This is a genomic window from Mycobacterium sp. NGS39, assembly GCF_059812765.1.
In genome coordinates this window covers 214293-235275 of sequence record NZ_JCALDH010000008.1, presented here as the reverse complement: position 1 = coordinate 235275, position 20983 = coordinate 214293, and the positions used below count along the sequence as shown (strand labels likewise).

The following is a 20983-nucleotide window of genomic DNA, read 5'->3' as shown; positions in this document are numbered from 1 at the left end:
CTGAAGCGAGCCCGTCACACACCATTGACCCTGCCGACGCGGGAGACCACCATGGCTCCCATGCGCTATGTCGTTACCGGCGGTACCGGGTTCATAGGCCGCCGTGTGGTGTCGGAACTTCTTCAGACGCGGCCCGACGACGAGGTGGGCGTGCTGGTGCGCCGCACCTCGCTGTCGCGGTTCGAACGGCTCGCGGCGGACTGGGGCGAGCGGGCGAAACCCGTGGTGGGCGATCTCGTCGCGCCGGGTCTGGGGCTCACCGAAGAGACGCTGGCGACCCTGAGCGACGTCGAGCACGTGGTGCACTGCGGCGCGGTCTACAACATCACCGTGCCCGAGGCCGCGCAGCGCGCCGCCAACGTCGAGGGCACCCGCTCGGTGATCGCATTCGCCAAACGGCTCAGCGCGACGTTGCACCACGTGTCGTCGATCGCGGTGGCGGGAGATTTCCGTGGCGAGTACACCGAGGCCGACTTCGACGTCGGCCAGAATCTGCCGTCGCCGTACCACCGGACCAAGTTCGAGGCTGAACAACTCGTCCGCGACGAGCGGGGCCTGCGCTACCGCATCTACCGGCCCGGCGCGGTGGTCGGCGATTCCCGCACCGGTGAGATGGACAAGATCGACGGGCCGTACTACCTGTTCGGGCTGCTTGCCAAACTGGCGAAGCTCCCGTCGTTCACGCCGATCGTGCTGCCGGACACCGGCCGAACCAACATTGTGCCGGTCGACTACGTGGTGGATGCGTTGGTGTATCTCATGCACCTGGCAGATCGCGATGGACAGACGTTCCACTTGACATCTCCGGAATCTGTTGGGTTGCAAGGCATTTACCGCGGTGTGGCCAGGGCGGCCGGGTTGCCGCCACTGGTGGGCAGCGTGCCGGGCACGCTGGCCGCGCCGGTGATGAAGCTTCGCGGGCGCGCCAAGGCGGTCCGCAATGTCGCTGTCACCCAGCTGGGGGTGCCCGCCGAACTGCTCGACGTGGCGGACCTGCCCACCACGTTCAGCTCCGAGGCAACCCGAGAAGCCTTGCAGGGCAGCGGAATCGAGGTACCCGAGTTCGGGTCCTACGCGCCGGTGCTGTGGCGCTACTGGGCCGAGCATCTCGATCCGGATCGGGCCCGTCGCGATCACCCGGACGGCCCGCTGGTCGGCAGGCACGTCATCATCACAGGTGCGTCCAGCGGCATCGGGCGGGCGTCGGCGATTGCGGTCGCGAAGCGGGGCGCAACGGTGTTCGCGCTGGGCCGCAACGCAGCGGCGCTCGACGACCTCGTGGCCGAGATCCGCGAATCAGGCGGCCGGGCTTACGCTTTCACGTGCGACGTCCCCGACTCGTCGTCGGTGGAGCACACGGTCAAGGACATTCTCGGTCGGTTCGGCCACGTCGACTATCTGGTGAACAGCGCCGGCCGGTCGATACGCCGGTCGGTGGTCAACTCCACCGACCGCCTGCACGACTACGAGCGCGTCATGGCCGTGAACTACTTCGGCGCGGTCCGCATGGTGCTGGCGTTGCTTCCGCACTGGCGCGAGCGGCGCTTCGGCCACGTGGTCAACGTGTCGAGCGCGGGCGCGCAGGCACGCAACCCCAATTACAGCGCGTACAACCCGAGCAAGGCCGCGCTGGATGCGTTCTCCGACGTGGTGGCGTCCGAAACGCTTTCTGACCACATCACGTTCACCAACATCCACATGCCGCTGGTGCGCACGCCGATGATCGCACCGTCGCAGCGGCTGAACCCGCAGAAACCGATCAGCCCTGAGCGCGCGGCGGCGATGGTGGTGCGTGCGTTGGTGGACAAGCCGCCACGCATCGACCACCCGTTCGGCACGATCGCCGAAGCCGGCAACTACTTCACCCCCAAGCTCGCACGGCGGATCCTGCACCAGATCTATCTGGCATATCCCGACTCGCCGGCGGCTCGCGGAGTGGCCGAGCCGCAGCGCGATCCGCCGCCTCCGCCGCGCCATCCGAAGCCGCCCTCGCGGGCAGTGCGCCCGTTACGGGTGCCGCGGCCGGTCAAGCGGGCGGTGCGTCTGGTGCCCGGCGTGCACTGGTGACCGCGCCGATATTCGCCGACGTCGACACCGGCGTCGACGACGCGATGGCACTGGTGTATCTGCTCGCCAGCGCCGAGGCGCGGCTGGTGGGCATCGCTTCGACGGCGGGAAACGTTGCGGTACATCAGGTCTGCGAGAACAACCTCGGCCTGCTGGAGTTGTGCAAGGCCGATGACATTCCGGTGTCGAAGGGCGCGGAGCAGCCGCTGAGCTGTCCGCTGCGCACCGCGGAGGACACGCACGGACCGCGAGGCTTGGGCTACGCAGAACTGCCTACGAGCCGGCGTTCGCTCACCGACTACGACGCGGCCGAAGCATGGGTGCGCGCGGCCCGCGCCCATCCCGGCGAGTTGATCGGCTTGGTGACCGGGCCGCTGACGAACCTGGCGCTGGCGTTTCGGGCCGATCCGGAGTTGCCGCGGCTGCTGCGCCGGCTGGTGATCATGGGCGGCTCGTTCGAGTATCGCGGCAACACCGACGTGGTGGCGGAGTGGAATGTCAGCGTCGACCCGGAGGCGGCCGCCGAGGTGTTCGCCGCCTACTGCGGGGCACCGGAGTTGCCAATTGTCCTGGGGCTCAATCTGACTGAGAACATCGTCATGACTCCGGCGATTTTCACGCGGCTGGCCGAAGCGGCCGACTCGGCGACGGTGGCGATCAGCGTGCTGGATGCGCGCGGCACCCGGTCGGTGGCATCCAATCCGCTGATCCGGGTGCTCGAGGACGCCATGCGGTTCTACTTCGAGTTCCACTACCAGCAGGGCGAAGGGTATCTGGCGCATCTGCACGATCCGCTGGCCGCCGCGGTCGCGCTGGATCCCTCCGTGGCGCTCACGCGCACGGCGACAGTCGATGTGGAGCTGACCGGCACGCTGACGCGAGGGATGACGATCGCGGACTGGTCGGGGCGCTGGGGGCGACAGCCGAATGCGCGCGTGGGTGTCGACGTGGATCCGGGCGCGTTCTTCGACCGGTTCATCTCGCGGGTGGGGGCATTCGCACGCCGGCTCTACTCGTAGACCCCTTCCAAATGCCAGCGCCGCTGCCGATAGCACAGCAAGAACGCGTCACCGGGATCGCCGTCGACGAGCACCTGGGCCCGGGCCGTCCGGGCGGCTGTGACGCTGGGATCCCACCAGCGTTCGTCGACCGGCCACGGTCCGGCCCACCAGCGCAGCGGCCCGTCGCGGCCGTGTGCGACCAGCCGCGCCGGGTCGGCGGAGAACAACCCCCGGCTGGTGACTCGCACTGGATTGCCTTGAGCGTCAAGGAGTTCGACGGGATCGTCGCGCAGCATGGCCGGGGACGGCTCCGGTAGTTGACCCGGCCACGGCTGTCGCGGGTCGGCTCGGGGGACGAGTTCGTCGCCAAGCGGCACCAGGGTGATCCGCTCGGCCGGACCGCGCCCACCCGACAGCACCGGAACCTGGACCGCCTCCGGTCCGAGCAGGCCCTGCACCCGCACCAGCGCCCGTCGCGCTCGCAGCCGGTCTTCTTCCCCGATACCGCCCCACAGCGGCAGCTGCAGCGCCTCGGCCGAGACCACCTCGACGGGCTGCAGCCGCAGTGTCGTCACCGGTGCCGTGGGCCGGTCACCCGTACGGCTGTTGAGCCAGCCGTCCAGCTGCCAGCGCACCCGGTCTGCGGTGGCGTCCTCCGTCAGCGGCTCCGCACATCGCCAAACACGTTGCAGCTCTTCGCCCTTAGCGGTAACGGCGTGGATGGCCAACCGGGTGCAACCGACGCCGGCGGACATCAACGTCTGGTGCAACTGACTGGCCAGCGATCGACCGGCGAACGCCGCGGCGTCCACGCGGTCGATCGGCGGATCACAGGCCATCACCGCGTCGAGCTCGGCCGGCGGCTCGCGTCCCGACGGGCCGCGCTCCGGCTCGCCGCGGGCGAACCGGTGCGCCACCACCGCGTCGGCGCCGAACCGGGACGCCACATCGGTGCGGGACAGTGCCGCGAATTGGCCGATGGTACGAATACCCAACCGCCGCAGCAAATCTGCCAAGTCAGCACGGCCGTCGCCGGACAGGCTCGGTTCGGTGGCCAGCTCGCGGATCGGCAGGCCGGCCAGAAATGCGGCGTCTGCGCCGGGCTCGACGATGCGTCCGGCGCGGGCGGCGAACACCGCGGTGGACAGCTGGTCGGCGATGCCGGCCTGACACTCCACACCCGCCGCCGACACGGTGTCGACCAGCCGCTCGGCGGCGGCGGATTCCGAGCCGAAGTAGCGGGCCGCGCCGCGGACCGGCAGCACCAGCAGACCGGGCCGCAGCACCTCCGCGCGGGGCACCACGTCGTCGACGGCGGCCGTCACCGGTTCGAAGAACCGCGCGTCACGGCCCGGATCGGCGGTGACCACGTGCAGATCCGGGCAGCGGGCCTGCGATTCGCGACGGCGCAGCCCGCGACGCACCCCGGCCGCCCGAGCCGCCGCCGAGCACGCGACCACCCGGTTGGCCAGCGTCACCGCCACCGGGGCGGTGGCGGGCAGGCCGGCGGCCTTGGCGGCGGCGACCGCGGGCCAGTCCATGCACCAGATTGCCAACACGCGGGACATGACACCGCGTCAGCCCGACTGGTCCCAGGCCGCTCGGCCGGCGGTGATCTCCAGCCGCACCTTGCGGATGCGACCACCTACCTCGTAACCGCTGACCCGCGCCTCCAGCCGCGCCTTTGCCCCCTGCCAGTCGCCGCCGGTGACCAGAAGCGTGCAGCCCTTGTTGCGGGCCCGCGCGGTCACGGCTCGGGCCCGAGACAGCGGCACCGACTGGCCGCCGAGACCGAGCACCACCAGATCCATTCCATCCAGCAGCACCGCGGCCACCTCGACGGGGTCGGTGCCCGGATCGGGCACCAGCGCCAGCCGGCTCAGGTCCGCACCCATCTCCACGGCGGCCAGCAGGCCGACATCGGGCTGCCCGACCACGGCGGCATGACCGCCCGCCGCCGTTACCGCCGCGACCGCCCGGAGCGTCAGCGACCGCGCGCCTGACGCCACCACCACCGAACCGCGCGGCAAAGCCCCCACCCCAGGGATCGCCAGCAAACTTTTTGCGTCCGGCATCACCTGCTCGGGCCGAGGCGGTGCCGCGTGACCGCGGGCCGCCTTCCCGGACACCGCGGCGATCTGCCGGCGCAGGCGTTCTACCTGCTCAGCGCGGTCAAACGGCCGCCGATCCAGGCTTGCCGCTGCTGTCACAGCAGCACCTCCTGCACCATCCGTCACTCCTCGTTTTCGAACTGATGTTCGATACAGCGAGTAAACACCCCGGAGTCGGGGACCGTCAAGGGCGAGACGAGTCGAAGTGACCGGCCGCGGCACTGCCCGCACGACGCTCCCCGATGCTTCCGCAAAAGGCAGCAATTATGAATTCAGCATGAAACAGGTGACTTCACGGCGACTCGGCACAACAATTGCGAGCATGGCAACAGATCCGCCAGATGATCAGCTATCGCGCCGAGTAAGAACATCAACCGAATCGCGAATACACCCACCTCACCAGCTCTTTCCGGCTCCGACTCGCTGAATTCCAGCGCATACCGATATGTACTGAATTCGGCCCGCCGACATTTCCGGCATGCCGGCAGACACCCTGATTATGCACCGAAAGGAACGAAATGATCGGCAAACGTATGTGTACCGTCATGGTGGCGACGACGTTGGCAATCGGCGCCGTCGTCTTCCTCCCGAGCTACGCCGCCGCCCAGGCAACCACATGCGCTTGTCCGGACGGTACCGTTGCCCTGCCCCCGGGCGGATCCGAAACCGTCTACCCGCGCGACCACGTCATCGGCGGCGCAAACCCGTTCGTTCCGTACGGCACCAACCCCTTCGTGCCCTACGGAACGTGGGCAGGGCTGGAGTACTGACGCTGTCGATTGCCGGCGCCGCTACTCCCATTCGATGGTGCCCGGCGGCTTGCTGGTGATGTCCAGCACCACCCGATTCACCTCCGGCACCTGGTTGGTGATCCGGGTCGAAATGCGCTCCAGAACCTCGTAGGGCACCCGCGTCCAGTCGGCGGTCATCGCGTCTTCGCTCGACACCGGCCGCAGCACGATCGGATGTCCGTACGTGCGTCCGTCGCCCTGCACGCCGACCGACCGCACCTCGGCCAGCAATACCACCGGGCATTGCCAGATCAGGTTGTCCAGCCCGGCCGCGGTCAGCTCCTCGCGGGCAATCGCGTCGGCCCGCCGCAGCGTCTCCAGCCGCGCCGCGGTGACTTCACCGACGATCCGGATGCCCAGACCCGGTCCTGGAAACGGTTGGCGCGCAACGATTTCCTCAGGCAGCCCCAATTCCCGGCCGACCGCGCGGACCTCGTCCTTGAACAGCAGCCGCAGCGGTTCGACGAGCGTGAACTTCAGGTCGGCCGGCAGTCCGCCGACGTTGTGGTGGCTCTTGATGTTCGCGGTGCCGCTTCCCCCGCCGGACTCCACGACGTCGGGGTACAGCGTGCCCTGCACCAGGAACTTGACCTCAGAACCGCCCTCTGCCACCAAGTCAGCCACCGCGCCGTCGAACGCGCGGATGAACTCCCGCCCGATGATCTTGCGCTTGCCCTCGGGGTCGTGCACTCCCGTCAGCGCCTCCAGAAAGCGCTCCGCGGCGTCGACGGTGACCAGCCGCGCACCCGTCGCCGCCACGAAATCGCGCTCCACTTGGGCGCGCTCGCCTGCGCGCAACAAGCCGTGGTCGACGAACACGCATGTCAGCCGGTCGCCGATCGCCCGCTGCACCAACGCCGCGGCCACCGCCGAGTCGACTCCACCGGACAGCCCGCAGATCGCGCGCCCCTCGCCGATCTGCGCACGCACCTGCTCCACCAGGGTTTCGGCGATGTTGGCCGGCGTCCACACCGAGTCGATGCCGGCGAACTCGTGCAGAAACCGGCTCAGCACCTGCTGGCCGTGCGGGGTGTGCATGACCTCCGGGTGATACTGCACGCCGGCCAGCCCGCGAGCCCGGTTCTCGAACGCCGCCACCGGCGCACCGGCGCTGCTGGCCACCACGTCGAAGCCCTGCGGTGGCGCGGTGACGGCGTCGCCGTGGCTCATCCACACCGGCTGCGTCTCCGGCAGCCCCGAATGCAGTTCGCCCCCAACGACTTTCAGCTCCGTGCGGCCGTACTCGCTGGTGCCGGTGCGGGCCACGGTGCCGCCCAGCGCCTGCGCCATCGCCTGAAATCCGTAGCAGATTCCGAACACCGGCACCCCGAGGTCGAACAGCGCAGGATCGAGCTGCGGCGCCCCGTCGGCGTACACGCTGGCCGGGCCGCCCGACAGCACGATCGCCTGCGGCTCTTTGGCCTTCAGCTCCTCGACGCTCGCGGTGTGTGGAACGACCTCCGAGTAGACCCTTGCCTCACGCACGCGACGGGCGATCAGCTGCGCGTACTGCGCCCCGAAGTCGACCACCAAGACGGGCCGAACGGGTGCGTGGGGTTTTGTCACGCGGGCCAGTCTATGGGCGCCCCGCGCCCTCAGTCCTTGCGGCGCAGCATCCAAGCCGGCACCCAATGTGTCACCGGGCGGCTGTTGGCGCCGTAGCTGACCGGATATGTCACCAGCCCCCACCAGTGGCCCTGCTCGCACAGCCCCCAGCAGCACAATCGGCCCTCGACGACCTTGTGCATCTGCAACCCGGCCGGGTGATAGCCGCCGCGACGGTGCGGCTCGCGGGGAAACAGCGCGGCCAGGTCGATCATCACCGCAACAGGCGGCTCCACCGGACGAAACGCCTCGGGCACCGGCTGACCGCTGTAGCTGATCCCGCGAAGATCACCCACGCGGTCGATCATACGTTCGAATCCCTGGGTGCGGGAGTGAAAGAACCGCTGTCGCGGGTACCGGTAGCGGAGAATGCTTGGCGGACGAAGGAGGCGGTGTGCTGGGTCTGCCTGACACGATCCGGGCGTGTCTGTTCGACCTCGACGGTGTGCTGACGGACACCGCGAGCGTGCACCGCAAGGCGTGGAAGGCGATGTTCGACGAGTTCCTGCGCCAATGGGCCGACCGCACGGGCGAGCCGTTCGTGCCGTTCGACGCGGCGGCCGACTATCAGACCTACGTCGACGGCAAGAAGCGTGAGGACGGCGTGCGGTCGTTTCTGGAAAGCCGCGGCATCGATCTCGACGACGACGCCGTGACCGAGCTGGGCGACCGCAAGAACGCCATGTTCCAGCAGACCCTGGCCCAGGACGGCGTCAAGGTGTTCGACGGGTCGCGCCGCTACCTGGAGGCGGTGCATGCCGCCGGCCTGTCGGTCGCGGTCGTCTCGTCGAGCGCCAACACCCGCGAGGTGCTCGAGATCACGGGGCTGGACAAGTTCGTGCATCAGCGAGTGGACGGAGTGACGTTGCGCGAGGAGCACATTCGCGGCAAGCCCGCCCCTGACTCGTTCCTGCGGGCGGCCCAGCTGCTCGCCGTGCCGCCGGCCGAAGCGGCCGTGTTCGAAGATGCGCTCTCGGGAGTGGCTGCCGGACGGGCCGGCAACTTCGGCCTGGTCGTCGGCGTCGACCGCGTCGGGCAATCAGAAGCGTTGCGGCGCAACGGCGCCGACGTCGTCGTCACCGATCTGGCAGAACTGCTGTAGGGTCCCCATGATTCCTCACGAAGCCTTCCCGGTCGAACCGTGGCACGTCCGCGAGACGCGGCTCGACCTCGAGCGGCTGGCGCAGTCGGAGTCGTTGTTCGCATTGTCCAACGGCCACATCGGATTACGCGGCAACCTCGACGAGGGCGAACCGTACGGGCTGCCCGGCACATACCTCAACTCGTTCTACGAATGCCGCCCGCTGCCTTATGCCGAAGCGGGTTTCGGCTATCCGGAAGCCGGCCAGACCGTCATCGACGTCACCAACGGCAAGATCATCCGGCTGTTGGTGGACGACGAGCCGTTCGACGTGCGCTATGGCCGATTGCTTTCGCACGAACGGGTTCTCGACCTGCGCGCGGGCACGCTGACCCGCAACACGCGCTGGGAGTCACCGGCCGGCAAGAAGGTCAAGCTGCGGTCCACCAGGTTGGTGTCGCTGGCCCAACGCAGTGTGGCGGCCATCGAGTACGTGGTCGAGGCGCTCGACGACTTCGTCCGCGTCACAGTGCAATCCGAGCTCGTCGCCAACGAGGACCAACCACGCACCTCACGCGATCCGCGGGTGGCCGCGGTCCTGAAGAACCCGCTCGAGGCGGTGCAGCACGAGACCACCGACAACGGGGCGATCCTGTTGCACCGCACCAGGATGAGTGAGCTCGTCATGGCGGCCGGCATGGACCACGAGATCGAAGTGCCGGGGCGCGTCGAGTCGCACACCGAGGCCGCCGAAGACTGGGCCCGAACCACCGTGATCTGCGGGCTGCGTCCGGGCCAGAAGTTGCGGATCGTCAAGTATCTGGGCTACGGCTGGTCGAGCCTGCGCTCGCGGCCTGCACTGCGCGACCAGGCCGCCGCCGCGCTGGCCGGCGCCCGCTACAGCGGATGGCAGGGACTGCTCGACGGCCAGCGGGCCTACCTCGACGAGTTCTGGGACGCCGCCGACGTCGAGGTCGAAGGCGATGCCGACTGCCAACAGGCGGTGCGGTTCGGGCTCTTCCACGTGCTGCAGGCCAGCGCGCGCGCCGAGCGTCGTGCGATTCCCGGCAAGGGACTGACCGGCACGGGTTATGACGGCCACGCGTTCTGGGACACCGAGGGATTCGTGTTGCCGGTGCTCACCTACACCGCTCCGTCCGCGGCGGCCGACGCGCTGCGGTGGCGCGCCTCGACGCTGCACTTGGCCCAGGAGCGCGCCGCCGAACTCGACCTCGAAGGTGCCAGCTTCCCGTGGCGCACGATCCGCGGGCAGGAATGCTCAGCCTACTGGCCCGCCGGCACCGCGGCATGGCACGTAACGGCCGACGTCGCAATGGCTTTCGAGCGGTATCGCATCGTCACGGGCGACGATTCACTGGAAAAGGAGTGCGGTCTGGCGGTGCTCGTCGAAACCGCTCGGCTGTGGCGCTCGCTCGGGCACCACGACCGCAACGGCGTGTGGCATCTGGACGGCGTCACCGGTCCGGACGAGTACACCGCGATCGTGCGCGACAACGTCTTCACCAATCTGATGGCCGCCCACAACCTGCGCACGGCGGCCGAGGCGTGCGCGCGCCACCCCGACGCCGCCCGCGCGATGGGCGTCAGCACCGAAGAGATGGCGGCATGGCGTGACGCCGCAAACGCCGCGCACATCCCGTACGACGAGGAGCTGGGTGTGCACCAGCAGTGCGAGGGCTTCACCACCCTGGCCGAGTGGAACTTCACCGAGAACACCACCTACCCGCTGCTGATGCACGCGCCGTACGTGCGGCTGTATCCCGCGCAGGTCTGCAAGCAGGCCGACCTGATCCTGGCGATGCATTGGCAAAGCCACGCGTTCACCCCTGAGCAGAAAGCCCGCAACGTCGACTACTACGAGCGGCGCACGGTGCGTGACTCGTCGCTGTCGGCGTGCACGCAGGCGGTGATGTGCGCAGAAGTGGGGCATCTGCAGCTCGCGCACGACTACACGTATGAAGCCGCGATGGTGGACCTGCGCGATCTGCACTCCAACACCCGCGACGGCCTGCACATGGCTTCGCTGGCGGGAGCGTGGACCGCACTGGTCGCCGGATTCGGCGGTCTGCGCGACGACGAGGGCGTCCTCTCGCTCGACCCGCACCTTCCCGAAGGCATCTCGGGCCTGCGATTCCGCTTGCGGTGGAGGGGATTTCGGCTGACGGTCAGCGTCACCCACGACGACGTCACCTACACGTTGCGCGACGGCCCCCACGGCGAGCTGACCATCCGCCACGCGGGCGACGAGCTGACGCTGAGCACCGATTCTCCGTCGACCGTCGCGATCAAGGAACGTCAGGCACTGCTGCCGCCTCCGCCGCAACCGGTGGGCCGGGAGCCGAGTCGGCGCCGCGGCTGATCTCAGCCCGCCGAACTGACCGGCTCGATCGGCAAGCGCCGCAGCGCCGCCGGCGCGTCTGCAGGGACCACCGGGTGTTTCGGCGGCACCGGGTCGAGGCGCCGATACGGCTCACCTTGCGCGGGCCGCAGGTCGGTTTCCCCCTTGTTCGGCCACAGCGACGCCGCCCGCTCGGCCTGCGCGGTGATCGAAAGTGACGGATTCACACCGAGATTCGCCGAGATCGCGGCGCCGTCGACCACCGACAGCGTCGGATATCCGTACACCCGGTGGTACGGGTCGATGACGCCGGTTTCCGGGCTGTCGCCGATCGCGGCGCCACCCAGGTAGTGCGCGGTCAGCGGGATGTTGAACAACTCTCCCCAGGTGCCGCCTGCCACGCCGTCGATCTTCTCCGCCACCCGCCGGGTGACGGCGTTGCCCACCGGGATCCACGTCGGGTTGGGCTGGCCGTGGCCCTGCTTGCTGGTGACGCGGCGGATGCCGAGCTTGGTGCGCTTGGTGAACGTCGTGATCGAGTTGTCCAGGTGCTGCATGACCAGCATGATCATGGTCCGCTCGCTCCAGCGCCGGGCGTTGAGCAGCCGAATCGTGCCGCGCGGGTTTGCGGCGACCTGCTGGAAGAACTGCTTCCAGCGCGGCACGTCGGTGCCCTCCGGCCCGTCGCCGTCCGTCATCAGCGTCTGCAGCAGACCCATCGCGTTGGAGCCCTTGCCGTAACGCACCGGCTCGATGTGGGTGTCGGGGGTCGGGTGGATCGACGAGGTGATCGCCACGCCGTGGGTGAGGTTCAAATCCGGGGTGACCTTGTAGCGGCCGGCCCCGACGATCGACTCGGAGTTGGTGCGGGTGAGCACGCCCAACCGGTCGGAAATCCTGGGCAGCTTGCCCTCGTCGCGCATCTTGAACAGCAGTCGCTGGGTGCCGTAGGTGCCTGCGGCCAGCACCAGATGGCGCGCGGTGAACGACTTGCGCTGACGGCGCACCCATCGGCCGGTGACGACGGTGTCGACGCGCCACGAGCCGTCGGGCTGTTCTTCGAATCCGGTGACCGTGCGCATCGGAAACACCTGTGCGCCAGCGGATTCCGCGAGGCCGAGGTAGTTCTTGACCAACGTGTTCTTGGCGCCGTAGCGGCAGCCCGTCATGCACGAGCCGCACTCGATGCAACCGGTGCGGTCGGGCCCGGCGCCACCGAAGTACGGATCAGCCACGGTCTTGCCGGGTGCCTTCTTGCCGTCGGGACCGAAGAACACCCCCACCGGCGTGGGGGTGAACGTGTCGCCGACGCCCATCTCGTCGGCGACCTCCTTCATGATGCGGTCGGCGTCGGTGAACGTCGGGTTGGTGACCACGCCGAGCATTCGCTGCGCCTGCTCGTAGTGCGGCATCAGCTCGGCTCGCCAGTCGGTGATGTGCGACCACTGGCGGTCGGCGAAGAACGGCTCCGGCGGCACGTAGAGCGTGTTGGCGTAATTCAGCGAGCCGCCGCCGACGCCGGCACCGCCCAGGATCATCACGTTGCGCAGCAAGTGGATGCGCTGGATGCCGTACATGCCCAGCTTCGGCGCCCAGAGGAACTGCCGAAGATGCCAGGACGTCTTGGCGAACTCGTGGTCGGCGAAGCGCCGGCCGGCTTCCAGCACGCCAACGCGATAACCCTTCTCCGTCAATCGCAAGGCGGTGACGCTGCCGCCGAAACCGGAGCCGATGATGAGAACGTCGAAGTCAGGCTGCATAGAGCCAGTATTGCCGTACCCATGGGTAACAAACCAGAGCGGGTTGGCCGTTGATGTGCGCGAGCAGACACCAACTCGCACAGACCGGCCTCGGTTAACGCGAATGCGCGTCTGCTCGCGCAGGGGTCAGCGGCCGACCGTCAAGCCCACCTTCTGGAACTCCTTGAGGTCGCAGTAGCCGGCCTTGGCCATCGACCGGCGCAGCCCGCCGACCAGATTCAGCGATCCGAACGGGTCGTCGGAGGGGCCACCCAGCACCTGCGCCAGCGACGGCCGCTCACCCACGGCCACCTGCAGCAGCGCGCCCCGAGGCAGCGACGGATGCGCGGCGGCCGCCGGCCAGAACCAGCCGTCGCCCAACGCCTCGGCCGCCACGGCCAGCGGGGTGCCGAGCACCACCGCGTCGGCGCCGCAGGCGATCGCCTTCGCCAGATCCCCGGATGTGTGGATGTCGCCGTCGGCCAGCACGTGTACGTAGCGGCCGCCCGTCTCGTCGAGGTATTCGCGCCGGGCTGCGGCGGCGTCGGCGATCGCGGTGGCCATCGGCACGCTGATGCCCAGCACCTCGTCGCTGGTGGTGACGCCACTGGTCGAGCCGTAGCCGACGATGACGCCCGCCGCGCCGGTGCGCATCAGGTGCAGCGCGGTGCGGTGGTCGAGCACGCCGCCGGCGACCACCGGCACGTCGAGTTCGGCGATGAACGTCTTGAGGTTCAGCGGCTCGCCGTCGCGGGCGACCCGCTCCGCCGACACGATCGTGCCCTGGATGACGAGCAGGTCGATGCCGGCCTGCAGCAGCACCGGGGTCAGCGAGCGCGCGTTCTGCGGGCTGACCCGCACGGCGGTGGTGACGCCCGCGTCGCGCACCCGCGCGACCGCCGCGCCCAGCAGATCCGGATCGAGCGGCGCGGCGTGCAGCTGCTGCAGCAGCCGGATCGCGGCGCCGGGCTCCGGCTCTTTTTCGGCGGCCTCGACGACTTGGGCGATCTTCGCCTCGACGTCGGCGTGCCGGCCAATGAGCCCTTCGCCGTTGAGGATTCCCAATCCGCCGAGCCGGCCCAGCTCGATCGCGAACTCCGGGGAGGCCAGCGCGTCGGTGGGATGCGACAGCACGGGGATTTCGAACCGGTACGCATCCAGCTGCCAGGCGGTGGAGACGTCCTTGCTGGAGCGGGTGCGCCGCGACGGCACGATGTTGATGTCGTCGAGCTCGTAGGTGCGGCGGGCGGTGCGGCCCATGCCGATCTCGACCATGTCTCGCATGTGTTAGTCCCGGTTCTCGGCGAGAGCAACGTTTTGCAGAGAAAATGCGAGAAGCAGCCTGCAAAACGTCACTCTCGGCGCGTTGCTCATCGAAAAGTGTGCCTCAGCGGCTGTAGTAATTTGGCGCTTCGACGGTCATCGTGATGTCGTGCGGATGGCTCTCCTTCAGGCCGGCCGCGGTGATCCGCACGAATTGCGCATGCTGCAGATCTTCGATGGTGGCCGAGCCGGTGTAGCCCATGGCCGCGCGCAAGCCGCCGGTCAGCTGGTGGATGACCGTGGCCAGCGGGCCGCGGAACGGCACCCGGCCCTCGATGCCCTCGGGCACCAGCTTGTCCTCGGAGAGCACGTCGTCTTGGAAGTAGCGGTCCTTGGAGAACGACTTGTTGTCGTCGCGCCCGCGCATCGCGGCGATCGACCCCATGCCGCGGTAGCTCTTGAACTGCTTGCCGTTGACGAAGATCAGGTCACCGGGCGCTTCAGCGGTGCCGGCCAGCAGCGAGCCCAGCATCGCGGTGGATGCGCCGGCAGCCAGCGCCTTGGCGATGTCGCCCGAGTACTGCAGGCCGCCGTCGGCGATCACGGGCACCCCGACGGGCGCGCAGGCCGCGGCCGCTTCGAGGATCGCGGTGATCTGCGGCGCCCCGACGCCGGCGACCACGCGAGTGGTGCAGATCGAGCCGGGTCCCACCCCCACCTTCACCGCGTCGGCGCCTGCCTCGACCAGCGCGGCAGCCCCGCTGCGGGTCGCGACGTTGCCGCCGATGACCTCCACCTTGTCGCCGGCCTCGGCCTTGAGCTTGCCCACCATTTCCAGCACCAGCCGGTTGTGCGCGTGGGCGGTATCGACCACGAGCACGTCGACGCCGGCGTCGACGAGCGTCATCGCGCGCACCCAGCCGTCGTCGCCGGTGCCGACGGCCGCGCCGACCAGCAGCCGGCCGTCGCTGTCCTTGGTGGCCAGCGGATGCTGTTCGGTCTTGACGAAGTCCTTGACGGTGATGAGCCCCGTCAGCCGACCCTGCCCGTCGACAATCGGCAGCTTTTCGATCTTGTTGCGCCGCAACAGGCCTAGCGCTGCGTCGGCGGAGACGCCTTCGCGGGCGGTGATCAGCGGCGCGCGGGTCATGACCTCTGCCACGCGCTTGTTCTGGTCTACCTCGAAGCGCATGTCGCGGTTGGTGATGATCCCCACGAGCGCGCCGTCGTTGTCGACGACGGGCAGGCCCGAGATCCGGAACCGCGCGCACATCGCGTCGACCTCGGCCAGCGTATTGTCCGGCGAGCACGTCACGGGATCGGTGACCATGCCGGCCTCGGACCGCTTGACCATCTCCACCTGACCGGCCTGCTCGGCCACCGCGAGATTGCGATGCAGCACACCCATGCCGCCGGCGCGGGCCATCGCGATCGCCATGCGGGCCTCGGTCACGGTGTCCATCGCGGAGCTCACCAGCGGCACCTTGAGCCGGATCCGCTTGGTCAGCTGACTGGAGGTGTCCGCAGCGGCGGGCACGACGTCGGAGGCGGCCGGCAGCAGCAGCACGTCGTCGAAGGTCAGCCCCAGCATGGCGATCTTGTTCGGGTCGTCACCGCCGGTGGGCACCGGCGTGTCGTCCTGAAGCGGAGCAGCCGAACTCACCGTGGTACGGCCGTCTGTGATCGACATGGAAAGGCCTCCATCGGCGCCGGGGGCTAGGCGCCCATCCTATCCGCACGGACCCGGCGCTGCGGGCGGCGCACGGGCCCAGCTGGGGGCGGTGCGCAGGCACCGCTGCGGGGCCACCGCGGCTGGCGGAATATCGGACCGTCCCCGTAATGTAGAGGCGTGCGCGACCATCTCCCGCCGGGTTTGCCGCCCGATCCCTTTGCCGACGATCCGCTGGACCCGTCGGCCGCACTGGACGCCATCGAGCCCGGTCAGCCGCTGGATCCGCAGGAGCGCACCGCGGTCGAAGCCGACCTGGCCGACCTCGCGGTGTACGAGGCGTTGTTGGCGCACAAGGGAATTCGTGGCCTGGTGGTGTCGTGCGACGAATGCCAACAGGATCACTACCACGACTGGGACATGCTGCGCGCCAACCTGTTGCAGCTGCTTGTCGACGGCACCGTGCGGCCGCATGAGCCGGCCTATGATCCGGAGCCCGACGCCTACGTCACCTGGGATTACTGCCGCGGGTATGCGGACGCCTCGCTGAACGAGGCGACTTCTGATTCCGACAACTACCGCTGAGCCGCCGCTAGCGGACGATCGGACCCTCTGACGTTTGCGGAGAGGTCGTCGGCGCTGCTTGGGACTGCGTGGTTGCTGACGCCTCGGACGGCGTGGGCAGCGACCGCGCCGACGTCGAGTTGGTTGTCGGTACCGCTGTCGTCGGGGTCGCCTTCGCCGTGGGCGACGGAGCCGCGGTCGCCGACGCTGTCGCGGTGGGTTGCGGGTTGCCGGCCCGCGGCAGCTGAGACGTCGGCACCGGACCCGTGGGCGTAGGCAACTGTGCGCTCGGCGTCGGTAGCGGACCGGTGGGCGTCTGTGCCGGCAACGTCGCGGTGGACGACGAACCCGTCGGCCTGGAAGTCGGCGTCGGCAGCGAACTGGTCGGCACCGAACTCGTCGGCAGCGGAGTCGTCGGCAACGGACTCGTCGGCGCTGTCGTCGTCGGCGTCGGCTGCGGCGTGGACTCGCCCGGTGTGCTCGGCGGCAGCGACGACGTCGTGGGCACCTCCACCGCGGGCACCGGCAGAAGGGTCAGCGGCGACGACGGCAGCGGGGGCAACGGTTGTCCCGGCGGCGGCAGCGCGGCCTCGGGATCACGCTGAATCACCTTGACAGTCAACGCGTTGTATTGCTCGACCAGCTGCTGCTTGCTCGCGACGTCGTCGACGCCCTGCACGGTGGACGACAGCGTGGACAGCTTCGCCTGCGCCTCGTCCCACTTGCCCTGCTGCACCAGCTGCTGCACCTGTGCCAGCTCGGTTTTCGCCGCCAGCACCACCGCGTCGTCGCGGGTCTTGGTCGACTCGCCGAACAGCATGGTGTGCAGGCCGTAGAGCGAATCGCCGGGCTTGGCGTCGTACACCACGGCGCCGACGCCGCCGACGCCCAGCACCGCGGCCGCCGCTGCTCCTACCACGGCAAGCCCAAAGCGGTTGCGGCGCGGCGCTTTTCGCGTACCTGCCAGCGCCGCGACGGCCTGGTCAAGTGTCACGACATGCGCGTCGGGCCGGCTGCGGACCTCGTCGCGCCACGCGCCGAGCATCGCCGACAGCGGATCGACCGGCGACATCCGCGCCCCGGACGACAGCGCGTCGACGAAGCGATCGGTGCGCACGACGGCCTCGAAGTCGGGTTCGGCGGGCCGATTGAAATCAGGCATAGCCCGCCCCGATCATCTCTTCGCGCAGCCGCGTCAACGCCCGATGCTGCGCGACCCGCACGGCGCCCGGCGAGCTGCCGACGGCTTCAGCGGTCTCCTCAGCCGACAGCCCGACGACCACCCGCAAAATCAAGATCTCGCGTTGCTTCTCGGGCAGGACGGCCAACAGCGCGTTCATCCGGGCCGACGCTTCGGCGTCTAGGGCCATCTGCTCAGGACCGGCCTCGAAGGTGGGGCGTTCGGGGATGACGTCGGTGGGTTCGGCACGGTTGCGCGCGACAGCCCGGTGGGCGTCTGCCACCTTGTGAGCCGCGATGCCGTACACGAACGCCAAGAAGGGCCTCCCCTGGTCCCTGTAGCGAGGCAACGCCGTGATGGCGGCCAAGCACACCTCCTGAGCCACATCGTCTGCTGACAGACCGCTCCGCTCCGCCGCCCCCAACCTTGCGCGGCAATACCGCACGACGATCGGCCGAACGATCTCCAGCACTTCCCGGAGTGCGCCACGATTACCTGCCACCGCGTCAGCAACGACAGCTTCGAGGCGATCTCCCGAATTTGTCATCGACGACGGCGTCCCCAACGTTACGAGCCGAGCGCTTCTCGGCGACTTAACGACAATAACGATCCAACAACGTTCGACCGCTTCAGCGACGCCAAACCCCACCGGCGCGGCGCACGAAGGCAGCGCAGTCGTCGCGGATCGCGACCATGTCGGCCCGTGGGGCGGTATCGCCGCCGATGTCTGCCAGCAAACTCGCCACCGCCCACCGCAGCGGCATGAGTTTGAGTTCGCCTGTCGCGGTGAGGGCCTCGACGGCGACGGTGCGCGCGCGCGATATCCGGCCGGCGCTGCAGAGCGCGGCGGCATGTACGACCTGGGTCTTCACGCGGTGACGCACCGACGGTAGAGCGGACGCCAACTCGGCCGCGCGCTGGGCGTGCTCGACGGCCTGTGCACCGTGCCCGCGGGCCATCGCCAACTCGGCGGCCACCCACTGCCAGCGCAACGGCAACCGAGCCGGCAGCGACGGTCCGTTGAGCACGTCCGCGGCCCGGTCGAGCAGGGCTGCCGAAGCGGCGAACCGGCCGACGCCCAGGGCGTCGGCGGCCAGCCCGAGCAGAGCGTCGACGCGTGCTTGTGGATCGTTGCCGGCAAGTGCCAGCGCCCGGCCATCCCAAGCCCGAGCCTCCCGGTGCCCGCCGAGCTGGCGGATGAACGACGCCTGGGTGCTGTGTGCCAGCGAGGCCAGAGGGCCGCGCGAGACATCACGACGCAGGGCCGCCAGATCGGCCGTGGCGCTGCCGTAGTGGCCCTGGCCGCCCGAGGCGACGGCACGCAGCCAGTGGCCGTGGGGCGTGGTGGCGGCGGGCAGCGGCCAGCGGCTCGGGTGGTCACCGAAGGCCGCCGCGGCCAGCACTGGATCGCTCATATGTGGTTAACAGTTTGTGGTCGAAGTGTTAACACCGTGTCAACTGCCTGCCCGCCGTGTGGAATGCCGCCGCGACACAGCCGTCAGCCCAACAGCACAAATCTGTCGACGGGCACTGTCTGCGTGGTCGTGGTTAGCACGGCGATCGTTGTTGTTGGGTCGCAATGATGAACGTGATGTAAATTCTGGGCCTGCTGTTATGCAGTTGCGCACACTACGTAGCTATTGACGCCCTTTTGTAAGCACCCCTACCTTGTCAGCACGAGTGGTCATCGGCGACATGTCTCGATCGTTTCGCACCCGAGTGTCCAGTGAAGCTTCGCGAATTGGACTCGGCGAGAGGGGTTTTCCATGCCGCAGCCGCAACAGCTACCCGGACCCAACGCAGACATCTGGGACTGGCAGATGCACGGCCTGTGCCGAGGCGTTGACTCGTCGATGTTCTTCCACCCGGACGGTGAACGTGGCCGCGCGCGGGCGCAACGCGAAATGCGAGCCAAAGAGATGTGCCGCCGCTGCCCCGTGATCGCGCAGTGCCGGGCGCACGCGCTGTCCGTCGGAGAGCCCTACGGCATCTGGGGCGGACTTTCGGAATCCGAGCGCGAACTCTTGCTGAAACGGGGGATCCGCCGCAGCGCCTGACGATCCGCTAGCGCGCGCCGGCTGCCAGCCACTGGTCGAAGGTCGTCGGGGCGATGCGCGCGTTCTCACTCGGCAGCAGCACACTGCCGGCCATCGACTCGTCGAACGGACCCGCCCAGGTGGGTACCAGCTTGATCGCGCGGCCACGAACGTCGTTGGTGCGTCGCGCCATGTCGACGAGGTCTTGGGTCTCTGGACCGGCGACGTCGACGTGGCGGCCCTGCGGCCTGCCGACGGCGACCTCGGCCAACACCTCGGCGATGTCGTCGGGCGCGATCGGCTGCACCAGAAGCGGAGCGATCGTCGCCACTCCGTCCTGTTCGGTCCAGCTACACACCATCGCCGCGAAGTCGTGAAACTGCGTGGCGGGCACGATGGTCCACGGCACAGGCCCTTCTTCGACCAACCGCTCTTGCTCGCGCTTGCCCGCGTAGTGCGCACTGCCGCCCTGGATTCGGTGAATCCCGACGATCGACAGCAGTACATGGTGCCGCACACCCGTCCGCTGTTCGGCGCTGAGAAGATTCCGCGTGGTCGTGCCGAAGTAATTGCGGGTTTCCTCGCTGCTCATCGGCGGGGCGCTGATGGCATCGACCACCGCATCGACCCGCTCGAGCGCCGAGTCCAGCCCGTCGCCCGTCATCAGGTCGACCCCGAGGGCGCGACTGATCCGGACGACCTCGTGCCCCTGCCGCTCGAGAACCGCGGCAGTACGGGCACCGATGTTGCCGGTTGCTCCGGCGACAGCAACTCGCATGGTGCACCTCCGCTGACACGCTAACCGAGCTCTCGGCGGCGAGTGGACGCCACCGCCCGATACATCCAGCGGTTTCATTTGACACGGCGAGCGCTGCGTCACTGAACATCAAGTCGCGCAACCCAACTACTGCGTTGACACACTGATCAATCGCGAGCTCAGTGACTGACGAGTTTGAGGCCGATGACGCAGCCGATGATCGCGAGAATGAGCACTACCTTGATTGCCGACGCCGACTCTTCGCCGGTCAGCATCGAGTAGGCGACGGTGAGTAATGCGCCGATCCCCACCCAGATTGCATAACTCGTGCCAAGCGGCAGTTGGCGCAGCGCGGTCGCGAGGCCGACCATCGACAACGCCAACGCCGCGACGAACACTACGGACGGCACAAGGCGACTGAATCCTTCAGACTTGTCCAGGGCGACCGCCCAGACTGCTTCCATGACCCCGGACAGCACGAGGATCACCCAGGCCATCTCATCCTCCGAACGCGTACCGCCGCACGAGGACAGCTCTCATCTCAGGTCGGCTGCTCTGTACCGCCCCTTTGCGTTGTCGCAGGACGACAACGCACAGCTGTCCGGTTGTCCAGTTCCGGCAACCGGTTCCGAGGCTACCTACGCCACGCTGGACGTTGACGAGACATAGCAATCCGAAGCGCTGCGCAAGCTCGAACTCTTGCGCTGAATCGGCATCGACCAGACCACTCGGCGTGCACCAAGTCGTCAGGGGCGGCGCT

Annotated in this window: 19 protein-coding genes; 7 read left to right on the top strand and 12 right to left on the bottom strand. The window is 68.6% G+C overall.

What is annotated here, in order from left to right; translation table 11 throughout:
• The first annotated feature begins 60 nt into the window (after positions 1 to 60).
• Both AC5Y39_RS13725 and AC5Y39_RS13720 read left to right on the top strand, forming a co-directional pair.
• Positions 61 to 2067, top strand: a complete 2007-nt coding sequence (locus AC5Y39_RS13725) for an SDR family oxidoreductase (protein ID WP_500017922.1) — start codon at positions 61 to 63, stop codon at positions 2065 to 2067.
• A 44-nt stretch (positions 2068 to 2111) separates the two neighbouring features.
• On the top strand, positions 2112 to 3086 hold the full coding sequence (locus AC5Y39_RS13720; protein ID WP_500017974.1) for a nucleoside hydrolase: 975 nt from the start codon (positions 2112 to 2114) through the stop codon (positions 3084 to 3086).
• On the opposite strand, the gene AC5Y39_RS13715 is transcribed toward AC5Y39_RS13720, so the two are convergent.
• Positions 3077 to 4636: a DNA polymerase Y family protein gene (locus AC5Y39_RS13715; protein WP_500017920.1), complete on the bottom strand. Its 1560-nt coding sequence runs from the start codon at positions 4634 to 4636 to the stop codon at positions 3077 to 3079. The genes AC5Y39_RS13720 and AC5Y39_RS13715 overlap by 10 nt on opposite strands.
• Before the next feature lie 9 nt (positions 4637 to 4645).
• On the bottom strand, positions 4646 to 5278 hold the full coding sequence (imuA', locus tag AC5Y39_RS13710) for a DnaE2-dependent mutagenesis accessory factor ImuA' (protein ID WP_500017918.1): 633 nt from the start codon (positions 5276 to 5278) through the stop codon (positions 4646 to 4648).
• Positions 5279 to 5697: 419 nt separating this feature from the next.
• On the opposite strand from imuA', the gene AC5Y39_RS13705 reads away from it, so the two are divergent.
• Complete coding sequence (locus AC5Y39_RS13705) at positions 5698 to 5949, top strand: hypothetical protein (protein WP_500017916.1); 252 nt, start codon at positions 5698 to 5700, stop codon at positions 5947 to 5949.
• 21 nt (positions 5950 to 5970) lie between these two features.
• Here the strand turns inward: AC5Y39_RS13705 and guaA are convergent, their stop codons facing one another.
• Together guaA and AC5Y39_RS13695 are read right to left on the bottom strand one after the other, a co-directional pair.
• Positions 5971 to 7536: a glutamine-hydrolyzing GMP synthase gene (gene guaA, locus AC5Y39_RS13700; RefSeq protein WP_500017914.1), complete on the bottom strand. Its 1566-nt coding sequence runs from the start codon at positions 7534 to 7536 to the stop codon at positions 5971 to 5973.
• Positions 7537 to 7565: 29 nt separating this feature from the next.
• Positions 7566 to 7883: a hypothetical protein gene (locus AC5Y39_RS13695; RefSeq protein ID WP_499911424.1), complete on the bottom strand. Its 318-nt coding sequence runs from the start codon at positions 7881 to 7883 to the stop codon at positions 7566 to 7568.
• Positions 7884 to 7948: 65 nt separating this feature from the next.
• On the opposite strand from AC5Y39_RS13695, the gene AC5Y39_RS13690 reads away from it, so the two are divergent.
• Together AC5Y39_RS13690 and AC5Y39_RS13685 are read left to right on the top strand one after the other, a co-directional pair.
• Entirely contained in the window at positions 7949 to 8677 is a 729-nt protein-coding gene (locus AC5Y39_RS13690; RefSeq protein WP_500017912.1) for a beta-phosphoglucomutase family hydrolase, read from the top strand.
• A gap of 7 nt (positions 8678 to 8684) precedes the next feature.
• Positions 8685 to 11036 (top strand): glycoside hydrolase family 65 protein, encoded by a 2352-nt coding sequence (locus tag AC5Y39_RS13685; protein WP_500017910.1) that lies wholly within the window; start codon positions 8685 to 8687, stop codon positions 11034 to 11036.
• A gap of 2 nt (positions 11037 to 11038) precedes the next feature.
• Here AC5Y39_RS13685 and AC5Y39_RS13680 read toward each other — a convergent pair whose 3' ends face one another.
• From AC5Y39_RS13680 to guaB, 3 genes are all read right to left on the bottom strand, one after another.
• Positions 11039 to 12775, bottom strand: coding sequence for an FAD-dependent oxidoreductase (locus AC5Y39_RS13680; RefSeq protein WP_500017908.1), 1737 nt, complete (start codon positions 12773 to 12775; stop codon positions 11039 to 11041).
• A 126-nt stretch (positions 12776 to 12901) separates the two neighbouring features.
• Positions 12902 to 14029 (bottom strand): GuaB3 family IMP dehydrogenase-related protein, encoded by a 1128-nt coding sequence (locus AC5Y39_RS13675; protein WP_500017972.1) that lies wholly within the window; start codon positions 14027 to 14029, stop codon positions 12902 to 12904.
• Between the two features lie 112 nt (positions 14030 to 14141).
• Complete coding sequence (gene guaB / locus AC5Y39_RS13670) at positions 14142 to 15707, bottom strand: IMP dehydrogenase (protein WP_500017906.1); 1566 nt, start codon at positions 15705 to 15707, stop codon at positions 14142 to 14144.
• Positions 15708 to 15866: 159 nt separating this feature from the next.
• On the opposite strand from guaB, the gene AC5Y39_RS13665 reads away from it, so the two are divergent.
• Positions 15867 to 16271, top strand: coding sequence for a DUF5319 domain-containing protein (locus tag AC5Y39_RS13665; protein ID WP_499911414.1), 405 nt, complete (start codon positions 15867 to 15869; stop codon positions 16269 to 16271).
• Positions 16272 to 16278: 7 nt separating this feature from the next.
• Here the strand turns inward: AC5Y39_RS13665 and AC5Y39_RS13660 are convergent, their stop codons facing one another.
• The 3 genes from AC5Y39_RS13660 to AC5Y39_RS13650 all read right to left on the bottom strand — a co-directional run bounded on the left by AC5Y39_RS13660 (position 16279) and on the right by AC5Y39_RS13650 (position 18845).
• Entirely contained in the window at positions 16279 to 17412 is a 1134-nt protein-coding gene (locus AC5Y39_RS13660) for an anti-sigma-D factor RsdA (RefSeq protein WP_500017904.1), read from the bottom strand.
• Complete coding sequence (locus AC5Y39_RS13655) at positions 17405 to 17977, bottom strand: sigma-70 family RNA polymerase sigma factor (protein WP_499911410.1); 573 nt, start codon at positions 17975 to 17977, stop codon at positions 17405 to 17407. The genes AC5Y39_RS13660 and AC5Y39_RS13655 overlap by 8 nt, the downstream gene beginning before the upstream one ends.
• Positions 17978 to 18059: 82 nt before the next feature.
• Entirely contained in the window at positions 18060 to 18845 is a 786-nt protein-coding gene (locus tag AC5Y39_RS13650) for a hypothetical protein (protein ID WP_500017902.1), read from the bottom strand.
• Positions 18846 to 19196: 351 nt separating this feature from the next.
• Between AC5Y39_RS13650 and AC5Y39_RS13645 the strand changes: the two genes are divergently transcribed.
• Positions 19197 to 19487, top strand: a complete 291-nt coding sequence (locus AC5Y39_RS13645) for a WhiB family transcriptional regulator (protein ID WP_500017900.1) — start codon at positions 19197 to 19199, stop codon at positions 19485 to 19487.
• A 7-nt stretch (positions 19488 to 19494) separates the two neighbouring features.
• Here AC5Y39_RS13645 and AC5Y39_RS13640 read toward each other — a convergent pair whose 3' ends face one another.
• A complete protein-coding gene (locus AC5Y39_RS13640) occupies positions 19495 to 20244 on the bottom strand; it encodes an SDR family oxidoreductase (RefSeq protein ID WP_500017898.1) in 750 nt (249 codons plus the stop codon).
• A 158-nt stretch (positions 20245 to 20402) separates the two neighbouring features.
• Positions 20403 to 20720 (bottom strand): DMT family transporter, encoded by a 318-nt coding sequence (locus AC5Y39_RS13635; protein WP_500017896.1) that lies wholly within the window; start codon positions 20718 to 20720, stop codon positions 20403 to 20405.
• Positions 20721 to 20983 lie beyond the last annotated feature (263 nt).

Excerpts from the sequence above, each read along its gene's own strand:
- AC5Y39_RS13725 (WP_500017922.1), top strand. The coding sequence starts at position 61 with ATGCGCTATGTCGTTACCGGCGGTACCGGGTTCATAGGCCGCCGTGTG.
- AC5Y39_RS13720 (WP_500017974.1), top strand. The coding sequence starts at position 2,112 with ATGGCACTGGTGTATCTGCTCGCCAGCGCCGAGGCGCGGCTGGTGGGC.
- AC5Y39_RS13715 (WP_500017920.1), bottom strand. The coding sequence starts at position 4,636 with ATGTCCCGCGTGTTGGCAATCTGGTGCATGGACTGGCCCGCGGTCGCC.
- AC5Y39_RS13705 (WP_500017916.1), top strand. The coding sequence starts at position 5,698 with ATGATCGGCAAACGTATGTGTACCGTCATGGTGGCGACGACGTTGGCA.
- AC5Y39_RS13695 (WP_499911424.1), bottom strand. The coding sequence starts at position 7,883 with ATGATCGACCGCGTGGGTGATCTTCGCGGGATCAGCTACAGCGGTCAG.
- AC5Y39_RS13685 (WP_500017910.1), top strand. The coding sequence starts at position 8,685 with ATGATTCCTCACGAAGCCTTCCCGGTCGAACCGTGGCACGTCCGCGAG.
- AC5Y39_RS13680 (WP_500017908.1), bottom strand. The coding sequence starts at position 12,775 with ATGCAGCCTGACTTCGACGTTCTCATCATCGGCTCCGGTTTCGGCGGC.
- AC5Y39_RS13675 (WP_500017972.1), bottom strand. The coding sequence starts at position 14,029 with ATGGTCGAGATCGGCATGGGCCGCACCGCCCGCCGCACCTACGAGCTC.
- guaB (WP_500017906.1), bottom strand. The coding sequence starts at position 15,707 with ATGTCGATCACAGACGGCCGTACCACGGTGAGTTCGGCTGCTCCGCTT.
- AC5Y39_RS13660 (WP_500017904.1), bottom strand. The coding sequence starts at position 17,412 with ATGCCTGATTTCAATCGGCCCGCCGAACCCGACTTCGAGGCCGTCGTG.
- AC5Y39_RS13655 (WP_499911410.1), bottom strand. The coding sequence starts at position 17,977 with ATGACAAATTCGGGAGATCGCCTCGAAGCTGTCGTTGCTGACGCGGTG.
- AC5Y39_RS13650 (WP_500017902.1), bottom strand. The coding sequence starts at position 18,845 with ATGAGCGATCCAGTGCTGGCCGCGGCGGCCTTCGGTGACCACCCGAGC.
- AC5Y39_RS13645 (WP_500017900.1), top strand. The coding sequence starts at position 19,197 with ATGCCGCAGCCGCAACAGCTACCCGGACCCAACGCAGACATCTGGGAC.
- AC5Y39_RS13640 (WP_500017898.1), bottom strand. The coding sequence starts at position 20,244 with ATGCGAGTTGCTGTCGCCGGAGCAACCGGCAACATCGGTGCCCGTACT.
- AC5Y39_RS13635 (WP_500017896.1), bottom strand. The coding sequence starts at position 20,720 with ATGGCCTGGGTGATCCTCGTGCTGTCCGGGGTCATGGAAGCAGTCTGG.